At 70.2% G+C, this 13,123-nt stretch carries 15 protein-coding genes; 3 read left to right on the top strand and 12 right to left on the bottom strand.

The window, feature by feature from the left end; translation table 11 throughout:
- Positions 1-55: 55 nt before the first annotated feature.
- Complete coding sequence (locus ABGB12_RS09980) at positions 56-1,057, bottom strand: LLM class flavin-dependent oxidoreductase (protein WP_347676242.1); 1,002 nt, start codon at positions 1,055-1,057, stop codon at positions 56-58.
- Positions 1,058-1,196: 139 nt separating this feature from the next.
- A complete protein-coding gene (locus tag ABGB12_RS09975) occupies positions 1,197-2,021 on the bottom strand; it encodes an SAM-dependent methyltransferase (protein ID WP_347676240.1) in 825 nt (274 codons plus the stop codon).
- 233 nt (positions 2,022-2,254) lie between these two features.
- On the opposite strand from ABGB12_RS09975, the gene ABGB12_RS09970 reads away from it, so the two are divergent.
- On the top strand, positions 2,255-3,904 hold the full coding sequence (locus tag ABGB12_RS09970) for a Coagulation factor 5/8 type domain-containing protein (RefSeq protein WP_347676238.1): 1,650 nt from the start codon (positions 2,255-2,257) through the stop codon (positions 3,902-3,904).
- A gap of 67 nt (positions 3,905-3,971) precedes the next feature.
- On the opposite strand, the gene ABGB12_RS09965 is transcribed toward ABGB12_RS09970, so the two are convergent.
- Complete coding sequence (locus tag ABGB12_RS09965) at positions 3,972-4,790, bottom strand: class I SAM-dependent methyltransferase (protein ID WP_347676236.1); 819 nt, start codon at positions 4,788-4,790, stop codon at positions 3,972-3,974.
- A 154-nt stretch (positions 4,791-4,944) separates the two neighbouring features.
- On the opposite strand from ABGB12_RS09965, the gene ABGB12_RS09960 reads away from it, so the two are divergent.
- Positions 4,945-5,346 (top strand): VOC family protein, encoded by a 402-nt coding sequence (locus ABGB12_RS09960; protein WP_347676234.1) that lies wholly within the window; start codon positions 4,945-4,947, stop codon positions 5,344-5,346.
- Positions 5,347-5,428: 82 nt separating this feature from the next.
- Here the strand turns inward: ABGB12_RS09960 and ABGB12_RS09955 are convergent, their stop codons facing one another.
- From ABGB12_RS09955 to ABGB12_RS09935, 5 genes are all read right to left on the bottom strand, one after another.
- Positions 5,429-5,836: a VOC family protein gene (locus ABGB12_RS09955; protein WP_347676232.1), complete on the bottom strand. Its 408-nt coding sequence runs from the start codon at positions 5,834-5,836 to the stop codon at positions 5,429-5,431.
- Positions 5,833-6,615: an ArsR family transcriptional regulator gene (locus ABGB12_RS09950; RefSeq protein ID WP_347676230.1), complete on the bottom strand. Its 783-nt coding sequence runs from the start codon at positions 6,613-6,615 to the stop codon at positions 5,833-5,835. The genes ABGB12_RS09955 and ABGB12_RS09950 overlap by 4 nt, the downstream gene beginning before the upstream one ends.
- A gap of 77 nt (positions 6,616-6,692) precedes the next feature.
- Positions 6,693-7,316, bottom strand: a complete 624-nt coding sequence (locus tag ABGB12_RS09945; RefSeq protein WP_347676228.1) for a GyrI-like domain-containing protein — start codon at positions 7,314-7,316, stop codon at positions 6,693-6,695.
- Positions 7,313-8,122: a MerR family transcriptional regulator gene (locus ABGB12_RS09940; RefSeq protein WP_347676226.1), complete on the bottom strand. Its 810-nt coding sequence runs from the start codon at positions 8,120-8,122 to the stop codon at positions 7,313-7,315. The genes ABGB12_RS09945 and ABGB12_RS09940 overlap by 4 nt, the downstream gene beginning before the upstream one ends.
- Positions 8,104-8,790, bottom strand: a complete 687-nt coding sequence (locus tag ABGB12_RS09935; protein WP_347676224.1) for a LysE family translocator — start codon at positions 8,788-8,790, stop codon at positions 8,104-8,106. The genes ABGB12_RS09940 and ABGB12_RS09935 overlap by 19 nt, the downstream gene beginning before the upstream one ends.
- Positions 8,791-8,939: 149 nt before the next feature.
- Here ABGB12_RS09935 and ABGB12_RS09930 point away from each other — a divergent pair, with 149 nt between their 5' ends.
- Positions 8,940-10,277, top strand: a complete 1,338-nt coding sequence (locus ABGB12_RS09930; RefSeq protein ID WP_347676222.1) for a PLP-dependent aminotransferase family protein — start codon at positions 8,940-8,942, stop codon at positions 10,275-10,277.
- Between the two features lie 78 nt (positions 10,278-10,355).
- Here the strand turns inward: ABGB12_RS09930 and ABGB12_RS09925 are convergent, their stop codons facing one another.
- From ABGB12_RS09925 to ABGB12_RS09910, 4 genes are all read right to left on the bottom strand, one after another.
- Positions 10,356-11,129 (bottom strand): helical backbone metal receptor, encoded by a 774-nt coding sequence (locus ABGB12_RS09925; RefSeq protein WP_347676220.1) that lies wholly within the window; start codon positions 11,127-11,129, stop codon positions 10,356-10,358.
- The gene (locus tag ABGB12_RS09920; RefSeq protein WP_347676218.1) at positions 11,126-12,124 is read right to left on the bottom strand and encodes a pyridoxal-phosphate dependent enzyme; all 999 of its coding nucleotides are present in this window, start codon (positions 12,122-12,124) and stop codon (positions 11,126-11,128) included. Before ABGB12_RS09920 ends, ABGB12_RS09925 begins: the two co-directional genes overlap by 4 nt.
- Positions 12,125-12,127: 3 nt before the next feature.
- Positions 12,128-12,733, bottom strand: coding sequence for a class I SAM-dependent methyltransferase (locus ABGB12_RS09915; RefSeq protein WP_347676216.1), 606 nt, complete (start codon positions 12,731-12,733; stop codon positions 12,128-12,130).
- A gap of 93 nt (positions 12,734-12,826) precedes the next feature.
- Entirely contained in the window at positions 12,827-13,117 is a 291-nt protein-coding gene (locus ABGB12_RS09910; protein ID WP_347676214.1) for a DUF1330 domain-containing protein, read from the bottom strand.
- Positions 13,118-13,123 lie beyond the last annotated feature (6 nt).

Genomic DNA, 13,123 nt, shown 5'->3' with positions numbered 1-13,123 from the left:
GGATCCGGGTGCTCGTCGTGGTCGAGGCCTTCTGGCCGCTCCCCCGGTCCTGAGGTCAGGGCGTCCCGGCTCCGAGCATGGCGGCGGCGGTCAGCTCGATGGAGCCGACCCGGTCGGCGACCCGGGGGGCGGAGTGGACGAGGATGAGCTCGTCGGCCTGGGCGGAGGCGGCGAAGTCCTTCAGGTAGTCGCGGACCTCGGCGGGTGTGCCGACGGCGGTGCAACGGGTCATCGACGCGATCTGCCGGCCGTTCGGGGAGGCGAGGAACAGGTCGATCTGCTCATCGGTGAGGTCGCCGCCCGCCGGCCCCCGCGCGATCAGCGCCCGTGTGCGGGCCCGGTGGGCGATCTTCATCTGCGTCACGGCCTCGTCGTGGTCCTCGGCCGCGAACACGTTGACGCCCGCGATGGCGTACGGCTCGGACAGCTGCTCGGACGGCTTGAAGGTCTCGCGGTAGAGGGCGATCGCCTCGTGCAGGGCGTCCGGCGCGAAGTGGGACGCGAAGGCGTACGGCAGCCCCAGGTGCGCGGCGAGCTGAGCCCCGAACAGCGACGATCCCAGGATGTACAGCGGCACGCCGCCTTCGGGGCGGGGCACCGCCTGCACGCCGGGCACCCGGGACTCCCCGTTCAGGTACCCCTGCAGTTCCAGCACGTCCTCGGGGAAGGAGTCCGCCGACGCCGCGTTGCGCCGCAGCGCCCTCATCGTGGTCTGGTCGGTGCCCGGGGCACGTCCGAGCCCGAGGTCGATCCGCCCCGGGTAGAGCGTCTCCAGGGTGCCGAACTGCTCGGCGATCACCAGCGGTGAATGGTTGGGCAGCATGACCCCGCCCGACCCCAGCCGGATGCTCTCGGTGTGCGCCGCCACATATCCGATGAGCACGCTGGTGGCGGTGGAGGCGATCGTGGGCATGTTGTGGTGCTCGGCGTACCAGACGCGCCGGTACCCGCTGCGCTCCGCCGCCCGGGCGAGCACGACACTGGCCTCGAAGCTCTCACGCGCGCTCCGCCCGGACGACACCGGCGCGAGATCGAGAAGAGACAGTGCGATCGACATGGCGGACGGCCTTCCATACGTCACGGGTAACGGCGAAGGCATGACCATGCGCTTCGCCGCTTTCCAGGCAGAACCTCACCTTACGCAGAAACGCCGGTAGATCCCGACCGGGTGCCGCCGGCCCGCGTGCCCCGTCCGGTCAGGCGGCGTCGAAGCGGCTGACGCCGGCGAGCACCATCGGGTAGGTCGGCCGGCTGTTGTCGCCGATCTGGGGAAGTCCCTCGACGGCTTCGGGACGCCACAGCCTGGTGGCGACCACGCCCGGCTCCAGCAGATGGCTGTCGCCGAACAGGGCCTGGATCTCCTCGGGGGTGCGGTAGTGCAGGCCCGAGGGCGTCCTCGCGTAGGTGCCGGCCGCCTGCTCCGCCCGTTCCGGATCCATGCCGTCGGCGGTGACGTGGCTGAGCGCGAGCCAGGAACCGGTGGCCAGCCTGCTTCGGTAGGTGTGCATCAGGCCGGACACGTCGCCGGGGACGAAGTGCAGGACCGCGATCATCAGCAGGCCGACCGGCTGCTCGAAGTCGATCCCCGCCGCCTCGCAGGCGTCGAAGACTCCCTGCGGGTCGCGCAGGTCGGCGGTGACCACGGTGGTGGTCTTGTTGTCGGCCAGCAGGGCGCTGCCGTGGGCCAGGACGATCGGGTCGTTGTCGATGTAGACCACGCGGCTGTCGGGGGCGGTGCGCTGGGTGATCTGGTGGAGGTTGTCGTTGGTCGGCAGCCCGGAGCCCAGGTCGATGAACTGGCGGATGCCCTCCTTCACCATGGCCGCGGCGGCCCGGCGCATGAAGTCGCGGTTCTGCCGGGCGACCAGGGGCGCGTCGGGGAAGCCCGCGATGGCGGCCTCGGCCGCCTGGCGGTCGGAGGCGAAATTGTCCTTGCCACCGAGGAAGAAGTCATAGATGCGCGCCGGGTGGGGGACGGTGGTGTCGATGCCCGCGGGGACGGTGGCGGCGTCGTCGGTCACAGGTGTTCCTTAGGAGGGTCGGGCCTTGTCCCGCCGGCGTGGCACCGGAGGGCGCACCGGGAGGCCAGCGTGATCTCACGGTAGTACACGGCTTAACGTTCCGCCGGAAAAGATCGTTTATCCGGCTTGGAAGATCCGCACCGGATCGCGGAGCCGTCCCCCTTCTCTCCCGGATCCGTACGTGATACGCACCAGGAGACGCGAAAAACATTCGCCTTTGAAGGATGTCCGTCATGCCACGAAAGAAGCTGGTAGTCCGAGCATTCCTCTCCATCCTGGCGGGGGCCTCCCTCGTCACCGGTCTCCTCTACGGCGCTCCGCCCACCCAGGCCGCCCCTTTCTACGACGACGTCAACGTCAGCGGAGAACCCTTCCGCGGCGCCGGCCCGGACGGCCAGGTGAGCGGATACATCGACCTGCACAGCCACCTGATGTCGTACGAGGGGTTCGGCGGGAGCCTGATGTGCGGCAAGGCGTTCGACGTGCGCGGCGTCCAGGCGGCCCTGCGCGACTGCCCCGACCACGGAAGCAACGGCTCCCTGGCCTGGTTCGAGAACCTCGTCAGCAAAGGCACCCTGACCGGGACGCACGACACCGTCGGCTGGCCCACCTTCAAGGACTGGCCCAGCCGGAGTTCGCGCACCCACCAGCAGGCCTACTACCGGTGGGTCGAACGCTCCTGGCGTGCCGGGCAGCGGATCCTCGTCAACCAGCTGGTGTCCAACCGGACGCTCTGCGAGCTCTACCCGCTGAAGAAGTACCCCTGCGACGAGATGGACTCGATCCGCCTCCAGGCACGGCGCACCTACGAACTCCAGAACTACGTGGACGAGCAGAGCGGCGGCCCCGGCAAGGGCTGGTTCCGCGTCGTCAGGAACCCGTCCGAGGCCCGCAAGGTCATCGAACAGGGCAAGCTCGCCGTCGTCCTCGGCGTCGAGACGTCCGAGCCGTTCGGCTGCCGCCGGATCGGCGACCGGCCGCAGTGCACCGAGAAGCAGATCGACGACGGCCTGGACGAGATGCAGCGCCTCGGCGTCAGCTCCATGTTCCTGTGCCACAAGTTCGACAACGCGCTGTGCGGCGTCCGCTTCGACGGCGACACCACCGGCCTCATCCTCAACATCGGCAACTTCCTGGGAACCCGCCGCTTCTGGCAGGCCGACACCTGCACCCGGCCCGAGCACGACAACACGATCACCCCGGCGAACGACCTCACCGCCGTCCTCTCCGGCCCGCTGGCGCATCTGCGGCCGATCGGCGTCACGCTGCCGGTCTATCCCAAGCCTCCGCACTGCAACGTCAACGGCCTCACCGACCTGGGCGCCCACATGATCAAAGGCATGATCGAGCGCGGGATGATCGTCGAGATCGACCACATGAGCGCCAAGGCCGCCGACCAGGCCCTGACGATCCTGGAACAGGCGGGCCACCCCGGAGTCGTCTCCAGCCACAGCTGGACCGACCTGGGATACGCCCATCGCATCTACGGGCTCGGCGGAATGCTCACCTCCTACGCCGGTCCCGCCGACGGCTTCACCTCGAGCTGGCGCCGCGCCAAGCAGGCCGGTGACCCCGCCCGGCTCTTCGGTTTCGGCTACGGCCTCGACGCCAACGGCATGGGCCCGCTCCCCGCCCCCCGGTCCGGCAACGAAGCCGATCCCGTCCGCTACCCGTTCACCTCGCCGTTCGACCCGAACGTGACCCTGGACCGCCCGCGCACCGGCGAACGCACCTGGGACGTCAACACCGAAGGCGTCGCCCACTACGGCCTGGTCCCCGACTGGCTCGCCGACGTGCGAACCGTCGGCGGCGAGGAGATCATCACCGACCTGTCGCACGGCGCGGAGGCCTACCTCCGCATGTGGGAGGACACCAGGTCCTGACCCCGCGAACGGCGGCTCCGCCGTGGTGCAGGGGCCGAGGCGCCCGCCGGAGGCCCCTGCACCGAGGTCAGAACTCGAAGCGGAACATCCGTAGCGTGTCCCGTGCCGGAGGGAAGCGGTCGAGCATCCGGTACAGGAGCCGGTAGAACCGGACAGGCACCAGGGCATACTGGGAGATGACGGCGATCTCCTCGGCACGGTGCAGGCGCGGATTCATCCGCTCGACCTCCCGGGCGTCCCGGACCGCCCAGCCCATGGTGAACTCTCCGTAGATCTCGGGCAGCCTCCGCGAGGACCACACGACCCAGGGCGGCACCCCGTCGAACAGCAGAGTGCCGTGGGCGAAACGCTCCGTCAGCCGCAGCAGCAGCCGCCGGACCTCGTCCTCGGCCAGGTACATCAGCAGCCCTTCGGCGATGACCAGCACCGGACGGTCCGCGGGGACCTCCTCCAGCCACGCCGGGTCGAGGACCGACAAGCCGATCGTCCGATACCCCTCCCGTCCGGGGAAGAGCCGACGCCGCAGCCCGATGACGTCCGGGAGGTCGACGTCGAACCAGCGGACCCCGGGATGAGGATCCAACCGGAACACCCGGGTGTCCAGCCCGCAGCCGAGCTGCACCACGACGGCGTCCGGATACCGGGCGAGGAAATCGGCCGCCCACATGTCCAGCTGCCTGGACCGCAGCACCACCAGATACCGGTCCCCCACCGTCAGCCGCATCCTCAACGACCTCAGACCGGCGTCGAGGTGCCGCACGGCCTCCGCAGCGGCCCGGTCGCACAGGATCGAGTCCTCCGAACGGCTCTCCACCGCCCGCAGATACAACGTCACCAGCGCCGTCCGCTCCACTCCGACGAGATCGGCCTTCCACTGATCCGCCATAGCCCCGCCCCCTGCCCCTTGGACCGTGTCTCGAAGTCCGGTGCGTCGTGATCGCTAAGTGAGGTCTCCGGTAAAGCCGTTCATCAACCTCATCGCCACCGTCAACGACTGGCCGCTGACCTCACTTGAGTCAATCTTGTGACAAGATCGCAAAATGCTGCGATTCACCGATTTCATCATCGACTGCCCGGACACGATGAAGCTGGCGGCCTTCTACTCCGAGTTGACGGGCCGCCCGATCAAGGACGGCAGCCACGAGAACTGGGCCGGCATCACCTTCGGCGAGGTCGAGCTGGCCTTCTACCGGGTGGACGACTACCGCGCTCCGCAGTGGCCCGACGGCGCGCACCCCAAGCAGTTCCACCTCGACTTCGAAGTGGACGAGATCGAGCCCGAGCAGCGCCGCGTCATCGGCCTCGGCGCGACGCTGCAGCAAGACTTCATCGACGACGAGGGCTACGGCTGGCGGGTCTTCACCGATCCGGTCGGCCACCCCTTCTGCCTGTGCCGCAACAAGGGCGTCGTCTGGACCGACCAGGGCCTGATCTGGCCCTAGCCTCCTTCAGGGGTTCGAACCGACGGTCTCCCACGATGCTCCCGCCATGCGTGTACCGGCCGACCTGGTCGGGGCCCCGCGGTCAGGACCGGGCCGGTGCCGTCGCCGGTGGCGGGGAGGCGGGTTGGAAGAGTTCGATGAGGTTGCCGGCGGGGTCGAGGAGCAGGATCTGGCGGCCGCCGGGGCCGGCGACGATGTCGCTGTGGAAGGTCAGTCCGGTGGTGCGTAGCCGGTCGATCTCGGTGTCGAGATCGTCAACGGTGAGATGGATGCGGTTGCGGCCGGGGACGGCCGGTTCGGGGGTGGCGCGGGCGCCGGAGCTGGCCGGTCCGGACAGCAGCAGCCGCAGCGGCCCGCGCACCACGTCGGCGAAGGCGGGCACAGCGCTGGCGCGCAGCGTGAAGCCCAGGTGGGTGGTGTAGAAGTCGATGGCTTCCTGGACGTCGTCGACCAGGTAACGGACGCTGGCGAGCTGGTCGGGTGTGGTCATGGCTGGACCTCTCCTGGACGGGCGAGTTGGGACAGCAGGTAGCGGATGCGTGTGTCGATGTCGGCGGCCGTGCGGATGAAGGCCGGGTAGTCGGCGCCGGCGGCCGTGGCGGGGTCGGGGATGCTCCAGTGGACTCGCCGGGGGTGGCCGGGGAAGTCGGGGCGGATCTCGCGGACCTTGTCGCACAAGCTGATCACATAGTCGAACCGGCGGCCTGCCAGGGTGTTGAGATGCCGTGGACGCCGGTCGGCGATGTCGAGGCCATAGTGCTCGGCCAGAGCCCGCACCGCGTGGGGGTGCAGGTGCTGTTTGGGATGGCTGCCGGCGCTGGTCACCTCGGCCTGGCCGCCGGCGCGATGCAGGAGCAGCGCCTCGGCGATCGGCGAGCGGGCGCTGTTACCGGTGCAGGTGAACAGTACGGCGGGCCGGGATGCCGGCGCGGCCTGTGACGAGAACGAGGTCGGCGAAGCGAGGGGCGGGTCGAAACCGAGCGCGGGGTGCAGGGCGCCACCGGCGGCGGCCAGCGCGTGCGCGCAGCGCTCCAGGTCCAGGTGGTAGTAGCTGTCGCGGGCGTCGAAGCTGCTGCGCCGCGCGGCGACCAGCCCGCCCTTCCGCAGCAACCGCAGATGGTAGGAGACCAGGTTCTGCGGTTGGCCGACTCGCTCGACCAGCTCACGAACCCGGTAGTCGCTGGTGGCCAGCTCTCGCAGCAGCCGCCACCGCACGGGATGCGCCGCGAGCCGAACGAAGGCCGGAGCGGCCTGATCCGAGAGCTCCACAACCAGGATTATACATCAAATCGTTTTGATGCATTCCGAGGAAGCTCGATGATGTCCCGGCCGCACCCGGCCGGGCGTCACGCGGAGGGCAGGGTGACGGGGTATCGCAGGATCGTCCGCATCTTCTCCGGGGCGGTGCGGTGAGGGTTCGAGAGGTAGATCTCGTGGTGGCGGCCCGCGATGGCCAGGCCTTTCTCGTCCAGGAAGCCGTAGAGGCGGGTGAGGGTCGCGGGCTCGGTGGCGAAAGGGCCGGTGTGGAGGATCTGCGCGCAGGGGCCCTCGTGGAGGCGTTCCGCCCTGACGTCCGGCACGGGCAGGCCGGGCTTCTTCTTGGCCGCCGTGGTGAGCGCCTCCTGGACGACCTCGGCGGTGGCCTCGGCGGGCTGCAGGATCATCATGGTCCAGCACCAGGCGTCACGCGTGAGGTCATAGGAGAATTCCCGTCCCTCGTCCGGCCACCACAATCCCTGAAGCGGCATGACGGGGTACTCCAGGACCTCGGCCTTCTTGAGGGCGAAGCGGACGGCGTAGGCGACGCCGTAGAGGGCCTCGACCGCCCGCCGGTAGCCGTCCCCGTCCGGGTCGCCCCTGCCGTCGATCATGAGGAAGGGCAGCTCGGGGGCTTCGACCAGGCCGGGGTTCGCGGTCGCGGTGTAGAGGGACCTGTGGACTTTCTTCAGGTCGGTCTTCGGGACGGTCACATGGTCTCCTGCGGTGGTGGGTCGATGGGGATGGTCAGCCGGGTGAGCAACTCGTGCGGTTCGGCCTCGCCGGGGGCGACGAGGTAGTCCTCCCGTGCCCGGCCTCGGGCGGTGAGCCCCTGTTCGTGGAGCCGGACGTGCAGCGCGTGGTAGGCCAGGGGAAGCTGTTCGTAGGGGCCGGTGTGCAGGGTCGTGGCGGCGGGGCCCGCGGGGAGCGTCATCGCGACGGTGCCCGGTACGTCCTTGTCCGTCCGAGCTCCCACTGCGATGACCATCCCGTCTTCGAGGTCCAGGGGGTACAGGCCGTACATCGGCGGAGTCCAGCCCGCGGCGCTCCTGTTCAGGGCCTCGAGAAGGGCGATGACGCACTCCCGTGTCCGCGCCCCCACCTCGTCCGCGCCGCACCGGCCGCGCACCGCGGCCAGGCGGAGGGCGGGATCGTCCACGATCTCCACGTCGTAGGCGGGCACCGGGCCTTCGGCCAGCCGGTCCAGCACGGCCAGCCGTTCGGTGTCGCGGGCGATCCGGGCGGCGAGCCTGTCCCGTTCGGCGGCCAGCAGCCGCGTCCGCTCCGCGTCGCCAGCCGCCAGCAGTTCGGCGATCACCTGGAGCGGCACGTCGAGGTCGCGCAGCAGCGCCACCGTCAGGGCGTCGCGCACCCTCGCCGGCGCGTAGTAGCGGTATCCGGTGGACGGGTCCACCCGGTCCGGGGTCAGCAGTCCGAGGTCGTCGTAGTGCCGTAGCCGCTTCACGCTCAGTCGGCACATCCGGGCGAAACGCCCGATGGTCAGTAGTTCATCCCGCACGCGCTCCATCCTGGACTCTCCCACCGTGGCAGAGTCCAGCCCGAACCGCCGAAGGCCAGCATGACGGCCAGCACGCCCAGCAGGCTTCCCATGGCGATCCGTTGGACCCTCAGCCAGGAGGGACGCCGTTCGAGGAAGCCGGCGACGGCCCCGGCGGCGAGCACGATCGACAGGTTCACCGACACGGCCACCAGGATCTGGAAACCGCCGAGGACGATGCCCTGCAGCAGGACGTTTCCCTTGTCGAGGTCGATGAACTGCGGAATGACCGACACATAAAGAATGGCTATCTTCGGATTGAGCAGATTCGTCATCAAACCCATACCGAAAAGGCGGCGCGGCGAATCGTACGGCACGTCTTGGACGGCGAAGACCGACACACCGCCGGGCTTGACGGTCTTCCAGGCGAGCCAGATCAGATAAAGGGCGCCGGCGATCCTGATGGCGGTGAGCATCTGGGGAACGGCCGCGAACAGCACGGCCAGGCCGAGGTTCGCGCTGACCAGATAGACCAGGAACCCCGCCGCGACCCCGCCGAGGGAGATGATTCCGGCCCGTCGCCCCTGGCTGATGCTCCTGGAGACCAGGTACATCATGTTCGGACCCGGAGACAGGACCATCCCCAGCGCGACGGATACGACACCCAGCAGTGCGGTTTCCTCGACCATGGCCACGGCCGCCTTCTCCATCCCAGCAATAAGGCCCGTTCACACCGATTCGACGGCCTGTATTGACAGTATCCTCTCAATCCATTTCCATACAATAGAGCAGAATGCTCTCGGAGCAATTTTCGGACCGCACCGAGGAGGAGACGGCCATGGACGACTATCTGCGGGTCGCCGACGAACTGGCCGCGGACATCACGGCCGGGCGGCTGAGGCCGGGTGACCGGCTGCCGCCGCAAAGGGAGTTCGCCCGGCGGCGCGCCATCGCCGATTCCACCGCCGCCCGGGTCTACAAGGAGCTGACCCGCCGAGGCCTGACGGTCGGGGAGGTCGGCCGCGGCACGTTCGTCCGAGCCTCCGGCCAGGTGCCGCGCCCCGCGCTCGCCGAACCCGCCGGCACCAGAGTCGATCTGGAACTCAACCACCCGGTCGTGCCCGAACAGGCGGGGCTGCTCGCCCACGGCATCGGCTCCCTGCTCCGCCCCGACGTCCTGGAGTCGTCCATGCGGCCGGTCGGCGTGGCCGGCACGCCTCCGGCGCGGGAGCTCTTCGCCGATCTGCTCGCGCACGCGGGCTGGCGGCCGGATCCCGAGCGGGTGCTGTTCGCCGGCAACGGGCGGCAGGCGATCGCCGCGGCCATGGCCGCGCTGGTGCCTCCGGGATCCCGGCTGGGCGTGGAGGAACTCACCTATCCGGTCCTGAAGGCGATCGCGAACCGGCTCGGGATCACCCTCGTGCCGTTGAGCGTCGACGAGGCCGGGCTCGTGCCCGAGGCGATCGAGGCCGCCGCCCGCAAGGCCGCGCTCAATGCCGTCTACCTCCAGCCCACCCTGCACAACCCGCTGTCGATCACCATGCCCGTGGACCGCCGAGCCGAGATCGCGGACGTCCTGGAACGGCTCGGCCTCCACGCGATCGAGGACGCCGTCTGGTCGTTCCTGAACGGCGGCCTCCCGCCGCTCGCCGCCCTGGCGCCCGAACGGACCGTCCTGATCGACAGCCTGTCGAAGCGGCTCGCCCCCGGGCTGACGGTCGGGTGCGCCGTCGTCCCGCGAGCGATCTCCTCGAGCATGGCGACGGCCCTGCGCTCCGCCGGATCCGCGCCGATGCGCTTCGTTCTGGACGCCGCCACCCGCTGGCTGGGCGACGGCGCCGTGCGGTCGGTGGGCCGCGCCAAGCAGCGGGACGCGGCCGCTCGGCAGGAACTCGTCGCCCGGCGTCTGGAGGGGTTCTCGATCCGCAGCGCCCCGAACTCCTACCACTGCTGGTGGGAGCTGCCGCGTCCCTGGCGGGCCGACACGTTCGTGGCCGCGGCCGCACGCCACGGCATCGCCGTGACCCCTGCGGCGGCCTTCGCCGTGGGCCGGTACCGCGCCCCCAACGCCGTCCGCCTCGGGCTCGCCTCCCCACCGGCCGAAACCCTCTCCCACGCTCTCGGCACGCTCGCCGAGCTCGCCAGATCCACCCCGGACGGTCTGATGGCCGATTGACGAGCGGAGCAAGGCGACCACTGATCTCACATTCGCCCCGCGACGAGATGGCGTGTGTTCCTGGAGCGTCCGTACCGGTCAGGCCGGGTCGCCGAGGAGGGCCGTCAGCCGTGCCGGGGCGTCGACCAGGGACGGCCCGTACCAGGTGAGGTCACGGCCGGAGACCAAGGCCGTCCTCAGGCCCGGAAAACATTCGGGGCCGTCGGCGTGGCCGAAGGCGTAGGGCTCGTCGGGGAGGACGACGAGGTCGGGGGCGACGGCGAGGAGTCTCTCCAGCGGGATCTTGGGGTAGCGCTCGGTGTGGGCGGCGTAGGCGTTGTCGACGCCGAGGCGGGCCAGAACGTCGCCGGCGAAGGTGTCACGGCCGATCACCATCCAGGGGCGGCGCCAGATCGGGATGACGGCCGTGCGGCGGTGTTCCGGTTCCGGGAGAGCCGCCCATACCCGTTCGGCGTCTTCCAGCCAGGTCGGTACGGGCAGGCCGCAGGCCTCGGTGAGCATGCGGCGCAGTGACGTCAGGGCCTCGTCCACCGTGCGGATCACGGTGACCCATACGGGGACGCCGGCCGCGCGGAGCGCTTCCACGTCCGGGGCGCGGTTCTCCTCGACGTTGGCGAGCACGACATCGGGACGCAGCGCGATGATGCGTTCGATGTCCGGATTCTTGGTGCCTTTGATCCGTGTCACGTCCAGTTTCGCCGGATGCGTGCACCAGTCGGTGGCGCCGACGAGGAGGCCCGGCGCGGTGGCCGCGATGCTCTCGGTCAGCGACGGGACCAGCGAGACGACCCGTTCCGCCCTCTCGGGCAGGGACGTGACCGCACCGGTGTCGTCCTGCGCCCGCCTGCTCATCTCGGTCCGTTCGTCTGGAGGAAGAGGACGGGCCCCTCACCGAAGCGCCCCTGCCTGTTCATCGCCTGGAGCGCGGCGGCGGCCTTGGCCGTGTAGACGGGCTCGAGAAGGAGGTTCTCCCGTTCGGCGGCGCGTTCCCGGGCCCGCTCCCCTTCCGGGGTGGCGTGCCCATAGGCCTTTCCGAGCCAGTCCCGGACGACGAGGAGGTCGCCCTCGCCGGGCTCGAACCGCAGCGGCCCGGCGCCGCGCCGCTCGAGCAGCTTCGCGGTGCGGCGCGCGAGCCTCGTCAGGGTGGTCTCGTCCAGGCGCAGGGTGTCGTTGACCACGACGCCGACGACCCGCGTCCGCAGCCCGGCGAGCCTGAGACCGAGAAGGAGGCCCGCCGTGGTGCCGCCGGACCCCACCGCTGTGACGATGTGCGACGGTTCGGGCAGCTTCCCCTCCCGCACCTGCGCGGCGATCTCCAGCGCGGCCTCGACGTATCCCAGTACTCCCACGGGCGACGATCCCCCGGCTCCCAGCAGGTACGGCGGACGCCCGTTCGAGAAGTGGCGTGCGACCAGCCAGGGCACCGCGGCGATCGTCCGCCCCTTCGTCCGGGTGAAGTACAGCTTCGCCCCGGACGCCCGAAGCCGTTCGAGCTGCGCCCGGACGTGGTCGTCGACGGGCTGGTCCACGAGCGCGAGCACCGTCCGCAGCCCGTGCTCGCGTCCGTACAACGCGGTCGCCAGCCCCCAGTTCGTGCCGAGTCCGCCGACGCTCAGGATCGTGCTCCGCCCGCCGCGCCGCACCTCGGGGATCAGCCATTCGAGCTTGCGGATCTTGTTCCCGCCCCAGCCGCCGCTCCCGTAGGCACCGTCGTCCTTGAGCCACACCGGCGCGGGTCCGTCGACGAGCCCGGGCAGCGGCCGCACCGGCGTCGGCCCGTCCCCCAGCGGGAGGTGCGGGAGGTTCTCCTCCAGGCCGGGGAAGCGCTCGTGCAGGTATGCCGTCACCGGTCAGCGCCTGTGGACGCTGACCGCGTAGCCTCCGCCGTCGTAGGGGGCGGCGTCCCAGGTGGCGAAGCGGTCCAGGAGGGTGAGCCCGGCTGTCGCGCAGTAGGCGTCGTACTCGTCCAGGGTGATGCTCGGCGGCACCGGCAGGTGGGCGCGGTCCAGGCCGAACCCGGCGACGAGCAGCCCGCCCGGCTTCAGAGCCGCGGTGAGTCGCCGGGTCACCTCGGGCTCGGTGCCGGGTGCGAGCAGCGGGAAGATGTTGCCCGCGGCGACGATGAGGTCGAAGTCCGCCACGATACCCAGCGCCGACGGGTCGAACTCCGCCAGGTCGGCCTGGAGCCAGGGCAGCTCCGGCTCGGTCTTGCGCGCGACCGCCAGCATGGAGGCGTCGAGGTCCACGCCGACGCAGTCGTAGCCGAGCTCCGCCAGGCGGAGCATGACCCGGCCGGTGCCGCATCCCGCGTCCAGTATCCGCGCCCCCGGCGGCACGAGCGCCGCGCAGAAACGCGCCTCCCCGTGCAGGTCCTTCCCGGACTCGGCCAGTGCGGCGAAGCGCGCGGCGTACTCTTCCCCGGACGTCCCTCCGGTCAGCTCTTTCCAGCGGCTCATGCCCACCAGCATAGGATGCCTCTCCCGCGCCGGCCGCCTCCCCTGCGGGAGGCGGCCGACGCGGGCCGGACCGTTCGGCCGGAGGCCCGGGGGTCAGAGCCCGTTGATGATCGCCACGTTGGAGTCCGCGGCCGCCAGGCGCAGTTCCTTCGCCTTCTGGTACTCCTCGGACTCGTACCAGGCGCGTGCCGCCTCCGCCGACTCGAATTCCAGGACGACCGTGCGGGTGCCGTGCCATTCGCCTTCGAGAGCCTGGGGCTGGGAGTCGAAGGCGAGGATCGAGGCGCCGGACTGCATGATCGAGGGAAGGGCGGCCTTGCCGTAGGCCTCCATACCCTCCTCGTCCTTGATGTCCTCGGTGACGATGACGTATGCCTTGGGCATTTCGTT

Source organism: Actinocorallia sp. B10E7 (genome assembly GCF_039871655.1).
Lineage (GTDB): Bacteria > Actinomycetota > Actinomycetes > Streptosporangiales > Streptosporangiaceae > Actinocorallia.
Note: the sequence above shows the minus strand (reverse complement) of the source record. Positions and strands in the feature narration are given on the sequence as shown.

Excerpts from the sequence above, each read along its gene's own strand:
- ABGB12_RS09960 (WP_347676234.1), top strand. The coding sequence starts at position 4,945 with ATGCTGCGATTCACCGATTTCATCATCGACTGCCCGGACACGATGAAG.
- ABGB12_RS09980 (WP_347676242.1), bottom strand. The coding sequence starts at position 1,057 with ATGTCGATCGCACTGTCTCTTCTCGATCTCGCGCCGGTGTCGTCCGGG.
- ABGB12_RS09935 (WP_347676224.1), bottom strand. The coding sequence starts at position 8,790 with ATGGTCGAGGAAACCGCACTGCTGGGTGTCGTATCCGTCGCGCTGGGG.
- ABGB12_RS09930 (WP_347676222.1), top strand. The coding sequence starts at position 8,940 with ATGGACGACTATCTGCGGGTCGCCGACGAACTGGCCGCGGACATCACG.
- ABGB12_RS09955 (WP_347676232.1), bottom strand. The coding sequence starts at position 5,836 with ATGACCACACCCGACCAGCTCGCCAGCGTCCGTTACCTGGTCGACGAC.
- ABGB12_RS09925 (WP_347676220.1), bottom strand. The coding sequence starts at position 11,129 with ATGAGCAGGCGGGCGCAGGACGACACCGGTGCGGTCACGTCCCTGCCC.
- ABGB12_RS09965 (WP_347676236.1), bottom strand. The coding sequence starts at position 4,790 with ATGGCGGATCAGTGGAAGGCCGATCTCGTCGGAGTGGAGCGGACGGCG.
- ABGB12_RS09970 (WP_347676238.1), top strand. The coding sequence starts at position 2,255 with ATGCCACGAAAGAAGCTGGTAGTCCGAGCATTCCTCTCCATCCTGGCG.
- ABGB12_RS09910 (WP_347676214.1), bottom strand. The coding sequence starts at position 13,117 with ATGCCCAAGGCATACGTCATCGTCACCGAGGACATCAAGGACGAGGAG.
- ABGB12_RS09915 (WP_347676216.1), bottom strand. The coding sequence starts at position 12,733 with ATGAGCCGCTGGAAAGAGCTGACCGGAGGGACGTCCGGGGAAGAGTAC.